Annotated in this window: 15 protein-coding genes and 1 other annotated feature; of the genes, 9 read left to right on the top strand and 6 right to left on the bottom strand. The window is 44.2% G+C overall.

Annotated elements, in window-relative coordinates; translation table 11 throughout:
* Positions 1-122 precede the first annotated feature (122 nt).
* The 5 genes from ssb (at position 123) to ACIPK1_RS01130 (ending at position 7,231) form a co-directional block, all read left to right on the top strand.
* Positions 123-605, top strand: a complete 483-nt coding sequence (ssb, locus tag ACIPK1_RS01150; protein WP_086332609.1) for a single-stranded DNA-binding protein — start codon at positions 123-125, stop codon at positions 603-605.
* A 293-nt stretch (positions 606-898) separates the two neighbouring features.
* Positions 899-1,609 carry a gamma-glutamyl-gamma-aminobutyrate hydrolase family protein gene (locus ACIPK1_RS01145; protein WP_005234504.1) on the top strand — a complete coding sequence of 237 codons (711 nt, stop codon included), beginning with the start codon at positions 899-901 and terminating at the stop codon, positions 1,607-1,609.
* A gap of 28 nt (positions 1,610-1,637) precedes the next feature.
* Positions 1,638-3,281, top strand: a complete 1,644-nt coding sequence (locus ACIPK1_RS01140) for a peptide ABC transporter substrate-binding protein (RefSeq protein WP_086332608.1) — start codon at positions 1,638-1,640, stop codon at positions 3,279-3,281.
* 463 nt (positions 3,282-3,744) lie between these two features.
* Positions 3,745-5,499, top strand: coding sequence for an ABC transporter ATP-binding protein (locus tag ACIPK1_RS01135; RefSeq protein ID WP_005234510.1), 1,755 nt, complete (start codon positions 3,745-3,747; stop codon positions 5,497-5,499).
* The gene (locus ACIPK1_RS01130; RefSeq protein ID WP_086332607.1) at positions 5,483-7,231 is read left to right on the top strand and encodes an ABC transporter ATP-binding protein; all 1,749 of its coding nucleotides are present in this window, start codon (positions 5,483-5,485) and stop codon (positions 7,229-7,231) included. Before ACIPK1_RS01135 ends, ACIPK1_RS01130 begins: the two co-directional genes overlap by 17 nt.
* A 137-nt stretch (positions 7,232-7,368) precedes the next feature.
* On the opposite strand, the gene ACIPK1_RS01125 is transcribed toward ACIPK1_RS01130, so the two are convergent.
* Together ACIPK1_RS01125 and ACIPK1_RS01120 are read right to left on the bottom strand one after the other, a co-directional pair.
* Positions 7,369-8,280 (bottom strand): LysR family transcriptional regulator, encoded by a 912-nt coding sequence (locus ACIPK1_RS01125; RefSeq protein WP_005234515.1) that lies wholly within the window; start codon positions 8,278-8,280, stop codon positions 7,369-7,371.
* A gap of 138 nt (positions 8,281-8,418) precedes the next feature.
* The gene (locus tag ACIPK1_RS01120) at positions 8,419-9,258 is read right to left on the bottom strand and encodes a MetQ/NlpA family ABC transporter substrate-binding protein (RefSeq protein WP_400449733.1); all 840 of its coding nucleotides are present in this window, start codon (positions 9,256-9,258) and stop codon (positions 8,419-8,421) included.
* 49 nt (positions 9,259-9,307) lie between these two features.
* Positions 9,308-9,539 (bottom strand) — a binding site (T-box leader).
* Positions 9,540-9,740: 201 nt separating this feature from the next.
* Between ACIPK1_RS01120 and ACIPK1_RS01115 the strand changes: the two genes are divergently transcribed.
* Positions 9,741-10,346 carry a short chain dehydrogenase gene (locus ACIPK1_RS01115; RefSeq protein ID WP_016613677.1) on the top strand — a complete coding sequence of 202 codons (606 nt, stop codon included), beginning with the start codon at positions 9,741-9,743 and terminating at the stop codon, positions 10,344-10,346.
* A gap of 82 nt (positions 10,347-10,428) precedes the next feature.
* Here the strand turns inward: ACIPK1_RS01115 and ACIPK1_RS01110 are convergent, their stop codons facing one another.
* Complete coding sequence (locus ACIPK1_RS01110) at positions 10,429-11,013, bottom strand: SOS response-associated peptidase (protein ID WP_005234526.1); 585 nt, start codon at positions 11,011-11,013, stop codon at positions 10,429-10,431.
* Between the two features lie 219 nt (positions 11,014-11,232).
* A complete protein-coding gene (locus ACIPK1_RS01105; protein WP_005234527.1) occupies positions 11,233-11,379 on the bottom strand; it encodes a hypothetical protein in 147 nt (48 codons plus the stop codon).
* Between the two features lie 717 nt (positions 11,380-12,096).
* Here ACIPK1_RS01105 and ACIPK1_RS01100 point away from each other — a divergent pair.
* The 3 genes from ACIPK1_RS01100 to ACIPK1_RS01090 are packed head-to-tail and all read left to right on the top strand — an operon-like array spanning position 12,097 to position 16,274.
* On the top strand, positions 12,097-12,954 hold the full coding sequence (locus ACIPK1_RS01100; RefSeq protein WP_034872360.1) for a PRD domain-containing protein: 858 nt from the start codon (positions 12,097-12,099) through the stop codon (positions 12,952-12,954).
* Positions 12,944-14,815, top strand: a complete 1,872-nt coding sequence (locus tag ACIPK1_RS01095; RefSeq protein ID WP_061054443.1) for a beta-glucoside-specific PTS transporter subunit IIABC — start codon at positions 12,944-12,946, stop codon at positions 14,813-14,815. The genes ACIPK1_RS01100 and ACIPK1_RS01095 overlap by 11 nt, the downstream gene beginning before the upstream one ends.
* A 28-nt stretch (positions 14,816-14,843) precedes the next feature.
* Positions 14,844-16,274, top strand: coding sequence for a glycoside hydrolase family 1 protein (locus ACIPK1_RS01090; protein ID WP_400449730.1), 1,431 nt, complete (start codon positions 14,844-14,846; stop codon positions 16,272-16,274).
* Between the two features lie 117 nt (positions 16,275-16,391).
* Here the strand turns inward: ACIPK1_RS01090 and ACIPK1_RS01085 are convergent, their stop codons facing one another.
* Both ACIPK1_RS01085 and ACIPK1_RS01080 read right to left on the bottom strand, forming a co-directional pair.
* Positions 16,392-17,996, bottom strand: coding sequence for an amidohydrolase (locus ACIPK1_RS01085; protein ID WP_301388594.1), 1,605 nt, complete (start codon positions 17,994-17,996; stop codon positions 16,392-16,394).
* Positions 17,997-19,076 carry a PotD/PotF family extracellular solute-binding protein gene (locus ACIPK1_RS01080; protein ID WP_061054440.1) on the bottom strand — a complete coding sequence of 360 codons (1,080 nt, stop codon included), beginning with the start codon at positions 19,074-19,076 and terminating at the stop codon, positions 17,997-17,999.
* Between the last annotated feature and the right edge of the window lie 25 nt (positions 19,077-19,101).

Raw genomic sequence — 19,101 nt, 5'->3', positions numbered from 1 at the left:
ATCAGATGAATTCTTTGAGTTGGTTCATTTTGTTCAAAGCATTTCTTAAGCCATTCGACCTTTGATTGCTTGTTTTTTGGAATGTGGTAGAATAGGTCGCATAAGTTAAGATCACTCAAGAAATGAGAGAAAAGCGAGGATGCAACGTGGCAATGAATAAAGTGGTTCTTACTGGGAAAATCGCAGAGATGCCTAGTAAAGAAGCGTTTGATGCGGCGGACGATCAGGGCGTACGTTTTGATCTTGTCATTGTGTCTCAATGGCAAAACAGTGAAGAAGTGCACCATGAATGGTTTGCTTGCGTCATTCATGGAAAACAGGCAGAGACCTTTTTACGGTATACTCAAAAAGGGGCAAGTATCAAAATCAATGGACACTTGCAAGGCTGTCCTTATGAAACACCAGAAGGTCAGAGACTTTGTGCGGCAGAAGTGGTGGTGGATAGCTTCCAAATCATAGAGTTGGCAGAAGAACCAGCGGCGCCTTTTCCTAAAAAGCGGCCATCGACACTTGATGAAACGACGCAAACAAAGTCGATCCGTAATGAAAAAGATCCCCTAAAAACACAGATGCTGGAGTTTTTAAAAGACAATCGATTATTTTAATGACGAAACATGCGGAAAGCAACGGCTTCTCGCATGTTTTTTTACGTAGAGAAAGCATTGGCAAAATTCAACTATATCTGACTAGCGGTGTTCTTTATTGCTTATCAAAGAGGGGGTTAAATAGAATGGTGATTGTAATAAATGATCGCGAAAGTGAAAATAGTGTTTCACAAAAAGTGCGGATTGGTTTAGAATAGTTGAAACATATCTTGAGAAAAAGTGCGGCGCTTGCCTTGTTCAACTGCTAGATACCGCTTTTTTCTGAAAAAATCGTTAATCAGGGAGGGATGTCGATGGGCAAACCAATTATAGGGATCGCTGCGAATGAAGTGCAAGATGCTGGCGATGTGCTGCATCATTTGCCGATCGCCTACACACCATTAGGGTATGTGCGAGCGATCCAGCAAGCGGGCGGACTGCCATTGCTCGTACCAATCAGTGAGCCAGCTGCAGCCAAGGACTATGTTTCACAGATCGATAAACTGGTATTAGCTGGTGGACAAGATGTTTCACCCAAGTTTTATGGGCAGGAGGCCCATCAGGCAACTGGAAGCGGCTTGTTGGCACGGGATGAGTTTGAACTAGCGCTGATCGATGAAGCGCTGCTGCAAAAGAAACCAATTTTTGCGGTTTGTCGGGGAATGCAGCTGGTCAACGTGGCATTCGGTGGCACGCTGCAGCAAGACATCAGTACCTTCAGTGAGATCATTCATATGCAGGCGCCGATTCCGAAAGAAGTGCCGACCCATGCCATCGTGACGGCTGAAAAAAGCATGTTGGCTCGTGTTTACGGTCAAAAAACAAAGGTTAATTCCTTTCATCATCAAGCGGTGGATCGATTGGCTCGTCCATTGCAAAAGACAGCTTGGAGTCCTGATGGCATCATTGAAGGCATTGAACACGTGGGTCAGCGCTTGTTGGCGGTTCAATGGCATCCTGATTTTGCCTATGATGCGCTTATACAAGAACAAGCGGTTTTCAAGTATGTCGTTGACGTATTGTAAGAAAGAGGATCACGCAAGGAGGAGAAAAATGAAAAAGAGAATGATGGGTATCACTGCTTTCACAGTATTGGTTTTAAGTGCCTGCAGTACCACGAGCCCCACGACGGATTCTGGACAGCAAGAGGAGCAAGGAGCCGTTGCGCAAGAAATTCAAGTGTCAACCGCTGGCGCCTTATCAACCCTTGATAGCGGACAATACACGGATGTCAATAGCTCCGATATGATCGGACAAGTGGCAGAAGGGTTATACCGTCTGGATCAAGAGGGGGATCCTGAGCTTGCGATGGCCGCTGAAGAGCCTACGGTATCAGAAGATGGACTGGTTTATACCTTCACCATTCGTGATGCAAAATGGAGCAATGGCGATCCTGTTACTGCGGATGATTTTGTCTACGCCTTTCAATATGTTGCTAATCCAGAGAATGGTTCTAGTAGCAGTAATCAAATGGATGTGTTGAAAAATGGCAGTCAAGTGCGTCAAGGGGACGTTGAGGTGAGTGAGTTAGGAGCCAAAGCATTGGACCAGCAGACGTTAGAGCTGACATTGGCAAGTCCAATCTCGTATCTGGATCAAATTTTGGTCGGGACACCTTTTATGCCAAAAAACCAAGCGTTTGCTGAAGAAAAAGGTGCCGATTATGGGTTATCAGCGGAAAATTTTGTCGGCAATGGCCCATTCTTGATCGAAGGGTGGAACGGGACCAACGAATCATGGACGTTAACGAAAAATCCTGATTATTGGGATGCTGAGAATGTCCAATTGACCAAGATCGACGTGCAAGTAGTGAAGGAAACGGCGACTGGTGTCAGCCTTTTTGAAACAGGAGAACTGGACTACACCACCTTAACGGATACTTACGCGCAGCAATACCAAAACTCAGCTCAAGCCAACTATGTGCCAAAGGCGCTAGTGGGGTATTTAAGTGCCAACCAAAAACGAGAAGTCACAGGCAATGTCAAAGTACGTCAAGCAATTTTACAAGCCATGGACAAAGAGGCATTTGCCGAAAATATCTTAGGTGATGGGTCCACTGCATTGAACGGCTTTGTGCCAAGCAACTTTGCCAAAGATCCTGAAACAGACCAAGATTTTCGTGAAGAAAATGGCGATTTACTGCCGTACGATTTAACAGCCGCACAAGAGCTTTGGGCACAAGCCAAAGAAGAGTTGGGACAAGACGAAATCACTTTGGAACTGTTGTCAGCAGATACAGCAGCAGCCAAGAAAACCATCGAGTTTGTCCAAGGGCAGTTAGAAACCAATTTGCCGGGATTAACCATCGATGCCAAGTCGATTCCTTTACAAAACCGTTTGGACTTGCAATCCCAAGGTGAATTTGATCTCGTCTTTGGGACTTGGACACCAGATTACGCGGACCCGATCAACTTCTTAGAATTTTATGATTCAACAGGTGGCTTGAATACGTCTGGGTATGCTAGTGAAAGTTACGATCAAGGGTTAGCAGAAGCACGGACGACTTTAGCAAACGACCCAGCTGCACGTTGGGACTTATTGAAAGAACTGGAAAAACAATTGATCGTTGAAGATACAGCCGTTTTGCCGTTATATCAAGGGGCGGTGGCGTATTTGAAAACAGATCGTTTGCAAGGGGTGCAAGTGTTTCCTTTTGGACGAACAGTATCCTATCGCCTAGCATCTGTCACAGAATAAACAGGTAGTAAGAAAACAGAGGAACTTTTTTTCAACCAAGTGTGCTGATCAAACAGCGTTTGTTGAAGAGAAGGGCATCTGTTTTTTTATTTTAGCCAAAATCGTTGCAACTCTTGGGGTAAAACAGGAATTCGTTTTCAAAAAAAGGTTGTTAAAAAGGGCTGTTTTCACATCTGTGTTTTTAGAAAAGTCAATCTTTTTTAAAGAAAATTAATAAAAGTTGTTGCATTCTCAGAAACTTATCTGTAAAGTGTTAGGTGTAGTCAGCAAAATAAAAAGAGAAGGAGGGATTACGATGCAAAAAGTATTTGATAAAAAAACAACCAAATTGAATAAAGTGAATCCCTCATTCGGTAACCATTAGTGTACAGATAATGTCTATAATAACGACGTTTATGCTCTGTCCTTTTTCCGAAGGGACAGAGCTTTTTTGTGTACTTTTTTAGAATGTGAGGGATAAAACATGAAGTATGTATTAAAACAATTAACAACGTATTTTAAAGAACATAAGGTGCGCTATACCTTCGTATTCGTCTTTATGGTTATTGCTAGTGCGATGTATGTCGCACCAATCTATATCTTGCGCTTATTCATTGATGCGCTGATCCAAGATAATTTTGATTATTCGGTACTGGTCCAATACGTGACCCTCTTTGCCGGAGCTATCTTGTTAGGATATCTGGCCGAATTTGTTTGGACGTTTAATTTATTTATTGGTTCCTACGATTTGCAAAAACAATTGCGGGAACAATTGATGAGCCACTTTCTTAAAATGGGGGCGCCGTTTTACCATCGTTTCCGAACAGGCGATTTAATGACTCGTTCCAGTGACGATGTCCAAGTGATGGGGATGACCGTGGGGTATGGACTGATGGTTTTCTTAAATACTAGTTTGTATCTAAGTTTTATCGTGGCGATGATGGCTGGGACGGTTTCTTGGCTATTGACCTTGATTGCCTTGATTCCAATGCCGCTTTTAGCCTATTACATTTTCAAATGGGGCTCGCAAGTCGATAAGGCGTTTACGGAAGCGCAGAATTCTGTTTCTGAGATGAACAGTGAAGTGTTGGAGATCATTGATGGCATTCGGGTCGTCCGAGCTTATGGACTAGAAGGAGCCACCACGGAACAGTTTCAAAAGAAAACACTGGAAACAAGAGCAAAAAACAATATCGTTTCTGAGATCGATTCCCGTTTCGGGCCGCTGATTACCATCATCTTAGCGATCAGTTTTGTGATGAGCTTTGGTGTCGGGGCGTTTCTTGTTGCCAACCAAACGATCACCATCGGTGCGATGGTCTCTTTCCAAGTGTACTTGACAATGGTCGTTTGGCCGATGATCTCAGCAGGAGATCTTGTGAATGTGATGCAACAAGGTGCCGCATCCTGGCGTCGGATCAATGAAGTGCTGCAGACGGGTGATGAATTAGAAACTCCTGGTGAAGCCGACCTGCAAGCCATCAATACGATCCGTTTTGAAGCATACCATTTCCAATACCCACAAGCAGCTCGTTATGTGTTAGAAGGACTGGATTTGACGATCACTCGTGGAGAAGTCTTAGGGATCGTTGGGAAGACCGGTAGCGGAAAAACGACGCTGCTAAGACAATTCGGTCACCGCTATCCATACTCTGATCAAGTACCCTTGATTAACGAGCAGCCGTTGACGACCTATCAAACAACAGCAGTACGCAACCACTTTGCAGAAGTGCCGCAAGAACATACCTTGTTTTCACGAACAATTCGCGAGAACTTGCTATTCGGACAGCCAGATGCTTCAGAAGAAGTGTTGTGGGAAGCACTGGAAGCCGCTTGCTTTAGTGAAGACATCAAGCGGATGCCAGAAGGGCTCGAAACGGTCGTCGGTGAGAAAGGCGTTTCCCTGTCTGGTGGACAAAAACAACGCTTGTCCTTAGCACGGGCGTTTTTACGAAACAGTGAAGTCCTCTTACTGGATGATGCCCTTTCGGCAGTTGATGCCAAAACGGAACAAGCCATCATCACGAATTTGAAAACGATGAAGCAGGCACCGACCTCCATCATCGTGACCCATCGATTGTCCGCCATCACCGAAGCGGATCAAATCATCGTCTTAGAAGACGGACGGATCACACAGCGTGGTACCCATCAGGAGTTGATCGAAACGCCAGGCTGGTACCAAGAACAGTATTACCATCAACAGTTAAAGGAGGACGATACAAGTGTTCTCAACGATTAAGCGTTTGCTCACGTATTTGAGCTATTATAAAAAACAATTTACCGTGGGCGCGATCTTGCTGTTGCTAGCAGCAGCGCTCGAGCTGACTTCACCACTGATTGCCAAACAGCTGATCGACCGAGTGATGACACCGGCGGTTGACAGCAGAAACCTAAACACGATGCTTTTGATCCAATTACTCGCTGGGTATTTGCTGGTCAATTTGATTGGTTCCCTCTTTCGTTATATCAGCTTGCTGCAATTGCGAAAAATGTCCAACAGTATTGTCAAAAAAATGCGGGATCAGCTTTTTGACCATATGCACAAATTACCGGTTTCTTACTTTGACCAGATCCCAGCTGGTAAAGTCGTCGCACGGATTACGAATGACACCGAAGTTTTGCGGTCTAATTTCTACGTGATCGTGATCAGTAATTTGTTAAGCAACATCATCCAAATCATTGGTGCGTTTATTGCATTATTTCTTTTGAACCGCACCTTAGGAGCAGCGATGCTGATCCTGATCCCGATTTTAGGAATCTGGCAGCATTTTTACACCAAATATGCCTCTCGTTACAATTTAGCAATGCGGGAATACATCTCACAAATCAGTGGGCAGTTAAATGAATTTGTCCAAGGAATGGCGATAATCCAAGCCTTCCAACGAGAAAAGCAGTTGCAGAAAGAATTTAATGAAACAGTAGAGAAATGGTTCAAAACCGGACGCAAATACCTCTTACTCGATTCAAGTATCGCTTGGGGATTAGGCAATTTGTTGCGAAACTCAACGATCTTGATTTTGATCACGACCTTGGCCGCCTTTTTCCTTGATGGCCGCTTGGCGATCTCAGCAGGCTTGCTGTATGCCTTTATTGATTACATCAACCGCCTGTATGATCCCATCGAAGGGCTTGTCCAAACCATCACCAATGTGCAGCAATCATTGGCTGCCGGACAGCGGGTCTTTGAGTTTGCTGATCAGCCGGTTGAAAAACAACAAAGTGAGCAGCTGACTGTCACGAATGGCGATGTTTCTTTCCAACAGGTGACCTTTGGCTACGATCCTGAGCAAGCGATCTTGCACGATATCAACTTTGACGTTGCCGCAGGAGAGACCATTGCTCTAGTCGGTCATACTGGTTCTGGAAAATCGAGTATTTTGAACCTGTTGTTCCGTTTTTATGATCCGCAGCACGGAAAAATCGTTGTGGATGGACAAGTGATCGCTGATTTTGATCGTCATAGTTTAAGAGATTCAATGGCGATCGTCATGCAAGATCCCTATCTATTTACTGGAACGATCGCCAGCAACATCGGAATGAACGATCCAACGATCACCGAAGCGATGATTATCGATGCCTTGAAACAAGTCGGCGCTGACTACCTTTTGAGCCGCTACGAAAAAGGCATCCATCATCCAGTCGTTGAAAAAGGCAATGAGTTTTCTAGTGGAGAACGCCAGCTGATCAGTTTTGCCCGTGCATTAGTGTTTGATCCGAAAATCTTGATTCTGGATGAAGCGACGAGCCATGTGGACACTGAAACAGAATCCATCATTCAAAAGGCGATGACCATCTTGCAAAAAGGACGGACGACCTTTATGATCGCTCACCGTTTGTCAACGATCAAACAAGCAGATCAAATCTTGGTCTTGGATCAAGGGAAGATCGTGGAACGGGGAACCCATTCGAGTCTTGTCCAAGGGCAAGGAATCTATCAGCAAATGTATCAAATGCAGGCAGAGCAGCTGTAATCAGCGGTGATTGCCGACAATGTTAACCGTAAAAGAAAATCCTTGAGCCTCCTGCATGGGAAGTGGCTCAAGGATTTTTTATATAATGCGAAGGAGCAGCCAATCATCTATGGGGAGTTGGAAGAGGAGGCCTTCGCTTATATATCACTAGGAAAAGCTGTAAGATGATGCCGTAATTTTGCTAAGAAACGCTCGCCGATCACTGATAACGGGCGATCGTTCTTTTTAATGAGGATGATCTCACCCTCGGACGCGTCGATCAAAGGAAGAAAAGCCAAGCCTTGGCGTTCTGGTTGGGCAACGATCCCCGAGCCGGTTCCATAAAGATCCGTCTGTTGTAATAGCTGGACCATCGTGCCTCGATCGCTGACATGCACCACTTGAGGGCTTTGAGCGAAGTCGATCAAATCTTCTGAGAAGAACGAATAGCGTTCATCTTCTTGCAAAAAGCGTACTTGTGGATAAGGGGCGAGATCTCTTAAGGAAAGCTGCCTTTTTTCTGTCAAGGGATGAGCTGCTCGCAAAAAGACATGGGGGCGAAACCGTCCCAACGCCTCGAAGGACAATTGGGCGCCTTGCAGCAGTCGTTCCAATCCTGCTTGGTTTTGCTCATTCAAATAAAGGATCCCAAATTCACTTCGATATTGTTGCACGTCCGTGATCACCTTTAAGGTCGTGGTTTCTAATAAGCGAAACTGGCGGCAGTCGGGAAATTCCTGCAGCAGCTCACTGAAAATTCCAGCCGTGAAATCATAGTGCTGGCTTGCGATAGCGAAGGTTTGACTCGCTGCTTGCTTGCTGGAAAAACGCGTTTGCAGCTGCGCCACTTGACTCAAGATCGGCTGGGCATGGTCTAGAAATTCCGAGCCTTCGGCAGTCAAGCGGGCGCCTTGATTCGTACGCTCGAAAAGCTGGACCTCCAATTCTGTTTCCAACTCTTTCACGGCTTGGGAAAGACTTGGCTGCGAAAGATACAGCCGTTTGGCTGCTTCACGAAAACTTCCATGGTCAGCGATCGCTTGCACGATGCGCATTTGTTGAATATTCAATTTTTGACCTCCTTTACAAAGATTCAGACGGGGAATGGTCCACTAATCAATAGTAGTCATGTCTTTTCCTTCTATAGTAATAGAAGCTTCTTTAAAAAATACGACGACAGTTGCTGCCTATTGCTACTTGTGAAGCGGTCATTGCAATTCTTCAGGAATAAACCAATAACCCGTTTGATTTTCTTCTGCCAGCAGTTCTTTAAAGGCTTCAGAATGATAAGCTGCCACCACTGCGTGTGCCCAGTCACTATCTTTGTTGGCTTTTTTTACCGTTGCCACCAGTTCATACTCTTGCAAAATGTCTTCACTTAATAAGCTTTCCTCTGCAGCGATTCCAGCACTGTAAACGATGCTGCCGGGAATCACAGCATAGTCTAAATCTGCTAAGCTGCGGGGGATTTGCGCAGAATCCATCTCAACGATATCCAAGTCATAAGGATTGTCAGTAATGGTTCTTAACGTCGCGTCAATGGGCGCCACTTCCGGGTCAAGTTCGATCCAGCCGGCTTTTTGCAGCAGCAACAGGGCCCGGGCACTATTTGACGGATCATTGGGGATCCCGATGGTATCGTTTGCTTCAATCGCTGTTAAACTGTCCTTTCTGCCAGGATACAAGCCGGCTGGAACGGTAGGAATCGGTGTGATACCCACTAAATCGGCATCCGTGTTTTCATTGAAGTTTTCTAAATAGGCGGTGTGCTGATCGACGTTTAAGTCGATCTCGCCATCGTTCAATGCAATGTCCGCTTCCAAGACCCCAGTAAAGCCAATATCCGTCACAGTATAGCCAGCTTCTTCTAAAATCGGTTTGATTCCTTTGAGAAACAGTTCGCTGTAAGGCCCTGGTGTCGTCCCCAATCTGATTTCTGTCTGCTGTTCCTCGGCATTTCCCGTTACTTCTTCTTGATTGCCACAACCGGCAAATAAAACTAAGGACAATAAACCAATGCCCACACCCAATCGAATCTTTCGTTTCATAACTTTTCCTCCTTTTTTATAAAAAAAGCCTTCCCAAAGAATAGTCTTTGGGAAGGACGATCATTTCGCGGTACCACCTTCGTTTGTTTTTTACTGAAACAAAAAACCTCAGTCAGTTCATCAAATAAACTGCATTGCGCTATCGGGCTTTCTCCGTCGGGGATTGTTCGTCCACGAATGCTCAAAGGTCATCTTCGGATCGTCTTCCTTACTCGTTTTCACCAGTTCCGAGCTCTCTTGAAAGAAAGGGGGGATCGTACTCTTCTTCTCACTGCATGTGTATGAAATTAGTAGTATCTTAGAACAAGATGAGAAAGTTGTCAATTGCTTTCGTGATAGGTGATTCCAATCACTACGCAGGTAGTAGGGGAACAAATGGACAAGGGCAAGAATAGACCTAAAAGGCAGGAAAAGCAGATGAATGGTCGAAATCGCTTGGTTGGGTTAGAATCGAAACACAAACAAAAAAAAGAGGCGAGCAAATGAAATTACTTTTGATTGGTCATACCGGCACACTTGGGCAGCTTTTAGTTGAAGGCTTTCAGCAGCTACCAGAAGTGGAGCTGATCACGGCTAGCCGTAGCAGCGGCGATCATCAAGTCGAAATTGCGGATGCAGACAGTGTCAGCCAGCTATTTGCAGCTACTGGGAAAGTGGATGCCATTGTTTCCGCTGCGGGAAGCACAGTGTTTAAACCCTTTGAGGAATTGACGCCAGCAGATATTCAACAGTCGGTGGCTTCGAAGCTGCAAGGACAAGTCAACCTTGCGTTGATTGGCCAGCATTTTCTCAATGAAGGTGGCAGTATCACGCTGACTTCTGGAATTATCAAAGACGAATTTATCCCAATGGGCACGCCTTCAGCACTGGTCAACGGCGGTTTAGAAGCCTTCGTGGCATCGGCAGCTTTTGAGATCGGTCAGGGGATACGAATCAATGCAGTCAGTCCCAATGCGCTTGTGGGCTCTTGGGAAACCTTCGCCGATTCTTTCAAAGGCTTTATTCCCGTTGGTGACGCACCCGTTTTTGCAGCGTATCAAAAAGCAGTCTTTGGAATCATGACTGGCAAGACCTTCACCGTTTATTAAGAAAAAGCAGAAGTAGAAAAAAACCGCCAAATCAAAGCTGACTTGGCGGTTTTTGTTCTGCTGAAAAAGAAGTAGCAAGCAGTTAAGAAGAGAGCAATTGGGTTTTCAGCTTGGGCATTTCTGCTTTGAGTTGTTGGCGAGCAAAAGCCAAGTCATTGATCCAAGAAGCAATCGCTTCTTTTTCTAAGAACAGAGGCATTCGATCATGGACTGGTTCAACAGAATCGTTCGCGGCAGTCGTTAGAATGATTGATTCGGTTTCGATCTGATCCTCTTTTTGAAGGATGCGATAAAAACCAGCAGCATAAATCACGTGATCTTGCGAAAAGAGGAACTTTTCCTTTTCATGATTCCATTCATAGAAACCAGACATCGGAAAGACACAGCGATGCTCTTGGAAAGGCTGGCGAAAAGTCGGTTTCTCTTCAACGGTCTCAGAACGCGCATTGATCATCAAATGCCCTTTTTTAAAGCCGGTAAAGCCCCATCTTGTCACACCAGCTACAACTTGTTGTTGTTGATTTGCACCGATGGTTACGACGTGATTGGAGGGGAAAACATCATTGATAGCGACAGTCTGTTGGCGCTTGCGGGCTTTCGCCGCGGCTTCTTGATAATATTCTGACAATTCGCCAGTTGATGGATCAAATAAGTATCGGCCGCACATGGACAGGTCACTCCTTTTTTTGGATTGGCTGGTGCCTTTGTTTCAGTATAAAGACTCAAGGCGTCAAAACCAACTAACTTGCTTCACAGCGTGATTCGACAACGAAAGGATAGGGGCGGTTATGTAAAAAGTTAGTACCGCGAAAAGAGTTAAAAGAAATCAGATAACAAAAAAAGGCAGTCACCTACTGAGGTTGACAGCCTTTTTTATTCTAGTTGGTTAGCCAATTTTTTTAACTCTCCCGCCGATTTTATTTGCGAAACGTTCAGCATCTTCTCTGCAAGTATAGGTCAATGCAATTGTTTTGTCCCGTGTTCTTTTTCCTTCGGCGGTTAGATAACCATGAAAGATTTTAATCGCATACAATCGATAAACACCTCCTTATCCTTCGTAATAATAACAAATTTACCGCTTACATTCAAGAGATATAGTAAAACTTTATTTTTTGTTAGTTATTTTATTAAGAAATTGTTCAAACGCTTAAGAAAAGATTGAGGGATAAAGGGAGGTGTGGAATAGACCAATGCGCATTTGAAAGGAAAGACGAAGGAACCTAGATGTATAAAGTTACTGCTACTTGCTTTCCAGCATAGAAGGACAAAAAATGAGAGCGATTTTGTTTTGAAATTTAAACAAATAGACCAATCGAGGAATAGCTAAGATAGGTGTCAAAAGTAGAGAAGAGAATCTATTTTCGTTTTTGCGTGTTATTGAGACATTTTCCCCTCAAAAAATGGTTTGTAGAAAGAAACGATGATTCAAGCGCTGCATAAGCACGAAGATTGTTGTTTATTGTGCCGGCAAGTTGTTGGTTTGGGGATAAAAAAAGCAAAAGTTGTTCTTAAAACACCAGTCTGACAAAAATAGCTTTTGTGAGAAGCTCAACGGGGGCTTAACGATCGTGCGAAAAAATTTAAGGAAGCGATTGACAAGTTTTTTTTGAAGTGCTATGATACCGATGTAATTAGATAACGGTTACAGAAGTGCTGTGACCAAGAGGCGTGTTACTGTAAGAAGGCAAACCTCATATTCCACCAAGGGTGGAGTATGAGGTTTTTTAGTGTTTTTAAGGTGGAGGAAATCATGAAAATAAAGAAGTTTTTAAATAATAATGTTGTCTTACTAAAGAAAGGCAGCAATGAAATTATCGGATTTTCTACAGGCATCAGCTTCAATAAGAAGGTAGGAGATGATGTAGAAGAACAAGATTTTGAAAAGATTTTTGTATTGGATACTCACGCAATGTTGGAACATTTTAGCTATCAATTAGGAAAGTGCGATCCGAAATACGTAGCGATCGTTGCTAAAATCGTGGCTTATGCCAAACAGAATTATCGCTTAGCAGTCAGCGACTATATTTATTTGACTTTGCTGGATCATATTGATTTCACTGTTCATCGTATCAAGCAGCAAATGACTTTTCATAGTCCTTTGCAATGGGATATTCGGCGATTTTATCCCGATGAATATGCCATTGGGGTGTATGCTGTCCAACTTATGGAGCAAGAACTAACGATCGATGTACCAACAGAAGAAGCGATCTCCATCGCATTGCATTTTGTAAATGTCCAATCACAAAAGAAGGATATGGCGGTTACCAATCAAATCGCGAAATTTATAGAAGACGTACTGACGATCGTAAAGTATGAGTACAAACAAAATTTTGATGAGAATAGTTTCCATTATTCTCGCTTTGTCACGCATCTGCACTATTTTGCACAAAATGTGATCAATCATACACTTCCCAGCTATGAAGCGTCGACGCTCTATGCACAAATTGAGAAGATGTATCCGCAAGCGTTTCACTGTGTGGAAAAAATCAAGGTTTATATCAAAAATACGTATGATATCAACATCTCAGAAAATGAAGAAATTTATCTATCACTCCATATCCAGAAATTGACGGAACAAGGAGAAAGGGAGAAAAACAATGGACTATAAACAACTAGCCAATGAAATTTATGAGAATGTCGGCGGTGGTAAAAATATCCAGCACGTGACCCATTGTGCAACAAGACTGCGTTTCACGCTGGCCGACGACAAAAAAGCTGACAGTGAAGCAATCAAACAGTTAAAAGGAGTGACTGGACTCGTTCAGGGAAATGGTCAATACCAAGTGATTATTGGGCCAGATGTATCGAGTGTATACGCTCAACTACCGACGACAGAAACGACGGCTGATCAAAGCAGTAGCGATCAATCGATCATCTCACGACTCCTTGACTTTATCGCAGGCTGTTTTACACCGATGATTGCAATCATAGCAGCTGGAGGAATGCTGCAAGTGGTCCTTTCACTATTGGAGTTATCAGGAATTTTAGCTGCAACTGACGATACGTATCTCGTATTGTATCAAGTATCGCAAGCAGCCTTCTTTTTCATTCCCGTTTATTTAGGAAATTCTGTGGCCAAACGATTGAAAATTGATCCTTTCTTAGGAAGCTACGTCGGAGCGATTTTTGTGATGCCAGGATTGACGGCCCTTCTTAGCCAAGAAGGAGGAATCACATTATTTGGATTGCTCGTACCGAATGTGAGCTACAATGCCTCCGTTTTGCCAGTTTTATTAAGTGTCTGGGTTATGTCTTATGTCTATCGGTTCGCCGATCGGATTTTACCGAACAGTGTCAAATTTATTCTACGTCCATTGATCGCCATCATCGTGATCACACCGCTGGCTCTATTGCTAATCGGACCATTAGGTGTGACGATCGGCAACTATGTGTCACAGTTTTTGAACTACTTAACAAACAATTTTGGTCCGTTAGCCGTCTTGTTTATGGGTGCCTTTGCTCAATTGCTAGTAATGACGGGCATGCACACGACGCTGACCCCTATTTTATTAACTTCTTTGGCAACGTACGGGTATGATGATTTGATCGTCCCTGGTATGCTGCTTGGATTGGCTGCCGAAGCAGCGATTTGTTTAGCGGCTGGAATCAAAGCTAAGGATACGGAATTTAAACAAGTGAGTTTTTCATCGGCAATTACTGCCTTGATGGGTGTGTCTGAACCTGCTTTGTACGGAGTAACCTTACGTCTGAAAAAACCGATTGTCGGAATGATCCTTGGGGGTGCTGCTGGGGGACTTTATTTTGGTTTGATGAAAATCAATACGCCAGTAGTCATTGCTTCATTTGTGGCGCTTCCATCATACAGCAGTGTGTTTCATGCGCTGATCGGCTCGTTGATTACTTTTGCGATTGCCTTTGCTTACACCTGGGTCATGGTCAAAGATGCAGATTTTCCTAATAATAATCAGCCGCAAGCAGTCAAATCTGGAGCGCAAGATGTGACAGCCAAAGCAACTGATGTTTCTTCTGAAACGAAGAAAGAACAATCAGCGATTGAAAAAATTGTATTATCACCTTTAAAAGGAACTGCCGTTCCATTGACAGAAACCAATGATCAGGCGTTTGCTTCATTGGCATTAGGCAAAGGAATTGCTGTTAAGCCACAAGATCAACAGGTGATTGCCCCATTTACGGGACAGGTTTCTGCCGTTTTTCCAGGAAATCATGCGATTGGACTTACCAGTACCGAGGGGATTGAACTTCTGATCCACATCGGTATTGATACGGTGAATATGCAAGGAAGTGCCTTTGAACGACTAGTCAATGAAGGTGATCAAATCACTATGGGAGAAACATTATTGCACTTTGATGCAGAAAAAATCGCTCAGGCAGGGTATGAAGATACCGTTATGATCACTGTTACCAATACGGCAGACTTCTTAGATGTTGTGGCACTTGCCCAACATCAAGAAATTAAAGCTGGCGATCAGTTATTAGCCATTTTTTAACCATTAGAAAGAAGAAAGGATGACAGCAATGAGTTTCCCAAAACATTTTTTATGGGGCGGCGCTTCGGCGGCAAACCAATATGAAGGCGGCTATAATGAGGGCGGAAAAGGGCTCGCTTGTGCTGACTTGATCAGCGGTGGCAGCCATACGACTTCTCGGAAAATCACAGCAAAAATTGAAGAAGAGTTGTTGTATCCAAGCCACGAAGCAACTGATTTTTATCATCATTATCAAGAAGATATTGCATTGTTTGCAGAAGCTGGATTTAAAGCTTTCCGCATGTCTATCAACTGGACCCGGATTTTTCCCAAGGGCAACGACGCTGAACCGAATGAAGAAGGCCTGGCCTTTTATGATCGCGTGTTTGACGAGTGTCGGAAGTACGGGATTGAACCAATTGTAACCATTGCTCATTTTGATGTTCCCGCATATTTGAGCCAAGAATACAATGGTTGGGCGAGTCGTGACGTGATCGACTTTTATGCGAGATATGCGGCGGTGTTGTTTGAACGCTATCACGAAAAAGTAAACTATTGGATCACTTTTAATGAAATCAACACGGCCACCTTAAGTATCGGAAACTTTTTATCACTGGGACTGCAAGTTGGTGAATCTGAATTTATCAATCAGCCGGATAATCTACAGCAACGCTACCAAGCCCTGCATCATCAATTTGTTGCCAGTGCAAAGGTTGTCGCTTACGGACATGAGCATTATCCAGACCTGAAAATCGGCTGTATGATTTCTTATATGCCACGCTATCCTTATACTAGCCATCCAAATGATGTATTACTAGCCAAACAAGAAGAAAATATGCACTCGAAATTTTGTGGCGATGTGCAGGTCACAGGGAAATATCCTTATTATGCAAAGAAATATTTTGCTGATCATGGCTTTGCAATCGAGTTTGCACCAGAAGATCAAGCGATCCTAGCTAAGGGAACAGTGGATTACTACACGTTTAGTTACTATCTAACACTTTGTGTCTCTGCAGATGAGAAAGTTACCAAAAATGGGCACAGTATGATTGGCGGTTCAGGCGTAAATAATCCTTATCTAGAGCAGACGGAATGGAATGCGATGATTGATCCAGTAGGATTGAGAATTGCGTTGAATGATATTTATGATCGCTACCAACTGCCATTGATGATCGTGGAAAATGGGATCGGGGTTTCAGAAACTGTTGCTGAAGATGGACAGATTCATGATGATTATCGCATCGATTATTTAGAAAAGCATATTGCTGAAATGGAGAAAGCCATCGATGATGGTGTCGAGTTGATTGGTTACACGATTTGGAGTGCCGTTGATATTGTCAGTGCTTCTACAGGAGAAATGAAAAAAAGGTATGGCATCATTTTTGTGGATAAATATGACGACGGGACAGGGACTTTAGATAGAAAGAAAAAAGACAGTTTCTATTGGTATCAAAAAGTGATTGAACGAAACGGCTTATGATTAAATACTCCAGTACTTGCGGTGTACAAGTGCTGGAGTTTTTTTGCGTATCAATTTCAGCGCGTACAAAACAAGAACCACGCGTAAAACACGCGTGGTCCATATCAGGGGTTCATGTTAGTTGCCCCGATAAACAAATCGTCCATCAAATACGGTGGCTTCAACGGTCGTTTGAAGCAATTCTTCGGCAGTTAAAGGCAAGATGTTTTGTGACAAAATACAAAGATCGGCTAAACAGCCAACTTCTAATTGACCGATATCTTGCCGACTCAAGGCTTTGGCGGCGCCTGCGGTGTGGGCATAGAGGGCATCGGCGATGGTGATTTTTTCCTGTGGCATCAATCCGCCTGCTGGCTGGCCATTTTTTTCTTGCCGAGCAACCGCATAATACAGCGAGTCTAAAGGGGGCACGTCGATCACGACCGGCGTATCAGTCCCAAAAGCCAAGGTGGCACCTTGCTCTAGAAAGGATTGAAAAGGAAACATTTGACTGGCACGCTGAGGTCCTACTTCTTCATCGAGGGTCTCATAACCGACTAATAAATGGCTAGGCTGTACGGAGAGTACCAGTTGTTCTTGGCGAACTAGTGGCAAATCGGCGGCATCCATCACTTCCAAGTGTTCCAAGGTATTGGCTTTTCCTTTAGAAAGCGGGTGAGCAGCAGCACTTTCTTGATAAAAGAGGAGTGCTTGTCGAATCGCTTCATCACCGATGGTATGGATGCGCATCGGCCAGTCTTGCTGGTTAGCTTGTAATATAAAGCGGCGCATCCGTTGAACATCGATCAACGGCATCCCGACATCACCAGCAAAATACGGTGTTTCATATTCCGCTTTTAAAAAAGCGGTGTGAGTACTCGTCACGCCGTCAAAAAATTGTTTGACGCCGCCCATTTGTACTTTTTCGGAGCGATACGTACGGTAAGTTTCTTTTAGTTGTGTGATGTCTTCTCGCATGGCTGGATAAAAGACAGCGCGCAAGGTCGCTTCTGCTTCCGTTTGTCGATAAAGATTGGGGTAGACCAAATCGTCCCAGCTTTCTCCTGTCAAGGCAACATCGCCGATCGTCGTGATGCCGTATTGATTGAGCTGTTTCATATAGGTCAAAAACGCAGCAGGGCTTTGCGCTTGGAATGACTGTAAGACCTTTGCTAAATAATGAATGGCGATCGCTTCTAAAAAGCAGCCGCTTAATTGTCCGCTGTTTTCGTCAAGCAATGCCTCCCCGCTGATCCCCGTTGGCAAGTTCTCAGGTGTGATCCCTAAAGCAGCGATCCCTTGGCTATTCAACCAAATGCTGTGGGCATCACCGGAAATCAGCATGACAGGCGTGTCGGCACAATAGTTGTCGATCGAATCTTTCGTTGGGTAGACTTGCTGACCGAAATCACTGCTGAACCAGCCGATGCCGATTTTCCATCCATGGGTGATGGGCAGCGCGGGCACTTGCTGGGCAACGGCTTCTTCTGTCACTCCCGTAAGATGGGTCAGTGCCCCTTGATGGAGTAATGCGGAAAGATAAAAATGAACATGAGCATCAATAAAGCCCGGGATGATCATTTGTTCTTTGAGATCAATGACCTGGGTGTCTTCAGCAAGTGTTGGCAGCGCTGAAAGAGGACCCACAGCCGTGATTTTCTGGTCTTCTATCAGGAGAAAGCCCGCAAAAGTCGTTTTCGTTTTGGTATCAAAGATGTGTTCAGATTTTAGTAATAGTGACAATTATAATCCCAACTTCCATTCAAGGAAAAGGTCGTTGTAAAGCTCAACCGCTTCTTTTCCTAAGTATTCATAATGTTCCATTTGTTCCATCGCACTTGGCTCAGGGTAGAAAGCTTTGTCAGCAGTCAGTTCAGCCGGCAGCATGGCTTTGGCCGTTTCACTCGGCGTGGCATAGCCTACGTATTCGGCATTTTGTGCGGCATTTTCTGGGCGGAGCATAAAATTGATGAAGGCGTAGGCTCCTTCAAGATTACCAACGGTTTTCGGGATCGCAAAATTGTCTGTCCAAATCGCACCGCCGTCATTGGGAACGATATAGGTGACGGCAGGATTTTCCGCCATCACATAAGCGGCATCGCCCGAATACCCGATTCCTAAAGGGGCATCGTTGTTGATCATCAAGGTTTTGATCTCGTCGGTCAAAACTGCTTTGACATTGGGACGGATACTTTCCAGCTTCTTCAAGGCTTTGGCGACTTTGGTCGGGTCTTTTTCATTTTGGGAAAGACCGAGCGTCTGTAACGCGATTCCTAAGGTTTCGCGAGCACCATCCACCATCAATACATCATTTTTAAATGCAGGGTTCCATAAATCCCCCCAGCCATGGATCGAAGAAACATCGACTTCTTCAGTATTTGCCATGATCCCGATCGTGCCCCAAAAATAGGGGATCGAATAGGTATTGTTTGGATCAAAGGCTTGATCCATCAAAAAAGGCGACAGATCTTCCGTTCCCGTCAATTTCTGATGATCTAAAGGCACTAACAGTCCTTCTTCGATCATTTTCGGAATGATCGATTCGCTAGGGAAAACCAAATCATAGCGTGAGCCGCCTTGTTTGATTTTTGTTTCCATCGCTTCGTTGGAGTCAAATGTATTATAAATCACTGAGTAACCAGTCTCAGTCTCGAATGTTTTGATCAATTCGGGGTCAATATATTCGCCCCAATTGTAAATAATCACTGTATTTTTGTCGGACGACGTTGCTGCCCCCGATTCTTTCGTTAACACCGAAGCACCGAAAAACAGCAATGCGGTGATGCCGATCACACCGCCAAAAAATACCCACAACCTTTTCAACTCATCAATTCCTTCTTTCTCTACA

This window comes from Enterococcus sp. NPDC086594 (genome assembly GCF_044746145.1).
Classification (GTDB): Bacteria; Bacillota; Bacilli; order Lactobacillales; family Enterococcaceae; genus Enterococcus_D; species Enterococcus_D entomosocium.
This window is presented reverse-complemented; position numbering and strand designations above follow the sequence as displayed.

Bases quoted from the DNA above. Each gene is read 5' to 3' on its own strand.
- ACIPK1_RS01140 (WP_086332608.1), top strand. From the start codon at position 1,638: ATGAAAAAGAGAATGATGGGTATCACTGCTTTCACAGTATTGGTTTTA.
- ACIPK1_RS01100 (WP_034872360.1), top strand. From the start codon at position 12,097: ATGAAAATAAAGAAGTTTTTAAATAATAATGTTGTCTTACTAAAGAAA.
- ACIPK1_RS01110 (WP_005234526.1), bottom strand. From the start codon at position 11,013: ATGTGCGGCCGATACTTATTTGATCCATCAACTGGCGAATTGTCAGAA.
- ACIPK1_RS01120 (WP_400449733.1), bottom strand. From the start codon at position 9,258: ATGAAACGAAAGATTCGATTGGGTGTGGGCATTGGTTTATTGTCCTTA.
- ACIPK1_RS01090 (WP_400449730.1), top strand. From the start codon at position 14,844: ATGAGTTTCCCAAAACATTTTTTATGGGGCGGCGCTTCGGCGGCAAAC.
- ACIPK1_RS01095 (WP_061054443.1), top strand. From the start codon at position 12,944: ATGGACTATAAACAACTAGCCAATGAAATTTATGAGAATGTCGGCGGT.
- ACIPK1_RS01135 (WP_005234510.1), top strand. From the start codon at position 3,745: ATGAAGTATGTATTAAAACAATTAACAACGTATTTTAAAGAACATAAG.
- ACIPK1_RS01115 (WP_016613677.1), top strand. From the start codon at position 9,741: ATGAAATTACTTTTGATTGGTCATACCGGCACACTTGGGCAGCTTTTA.
- ACIPK1_RS01145 (WP_005234504.1), top strand. From the start codon at position 899: ATGGGCAAACCAATTATAGGGATCGCTGCGAATGAAGTGCAAGATGCT.
- ssb (WP_086332609.1), top strand. From the start codon at position 123: ATGAGAGAAAAGCGAGGATGCAACGTGGCAATGAATAAAGTGGTTCTT.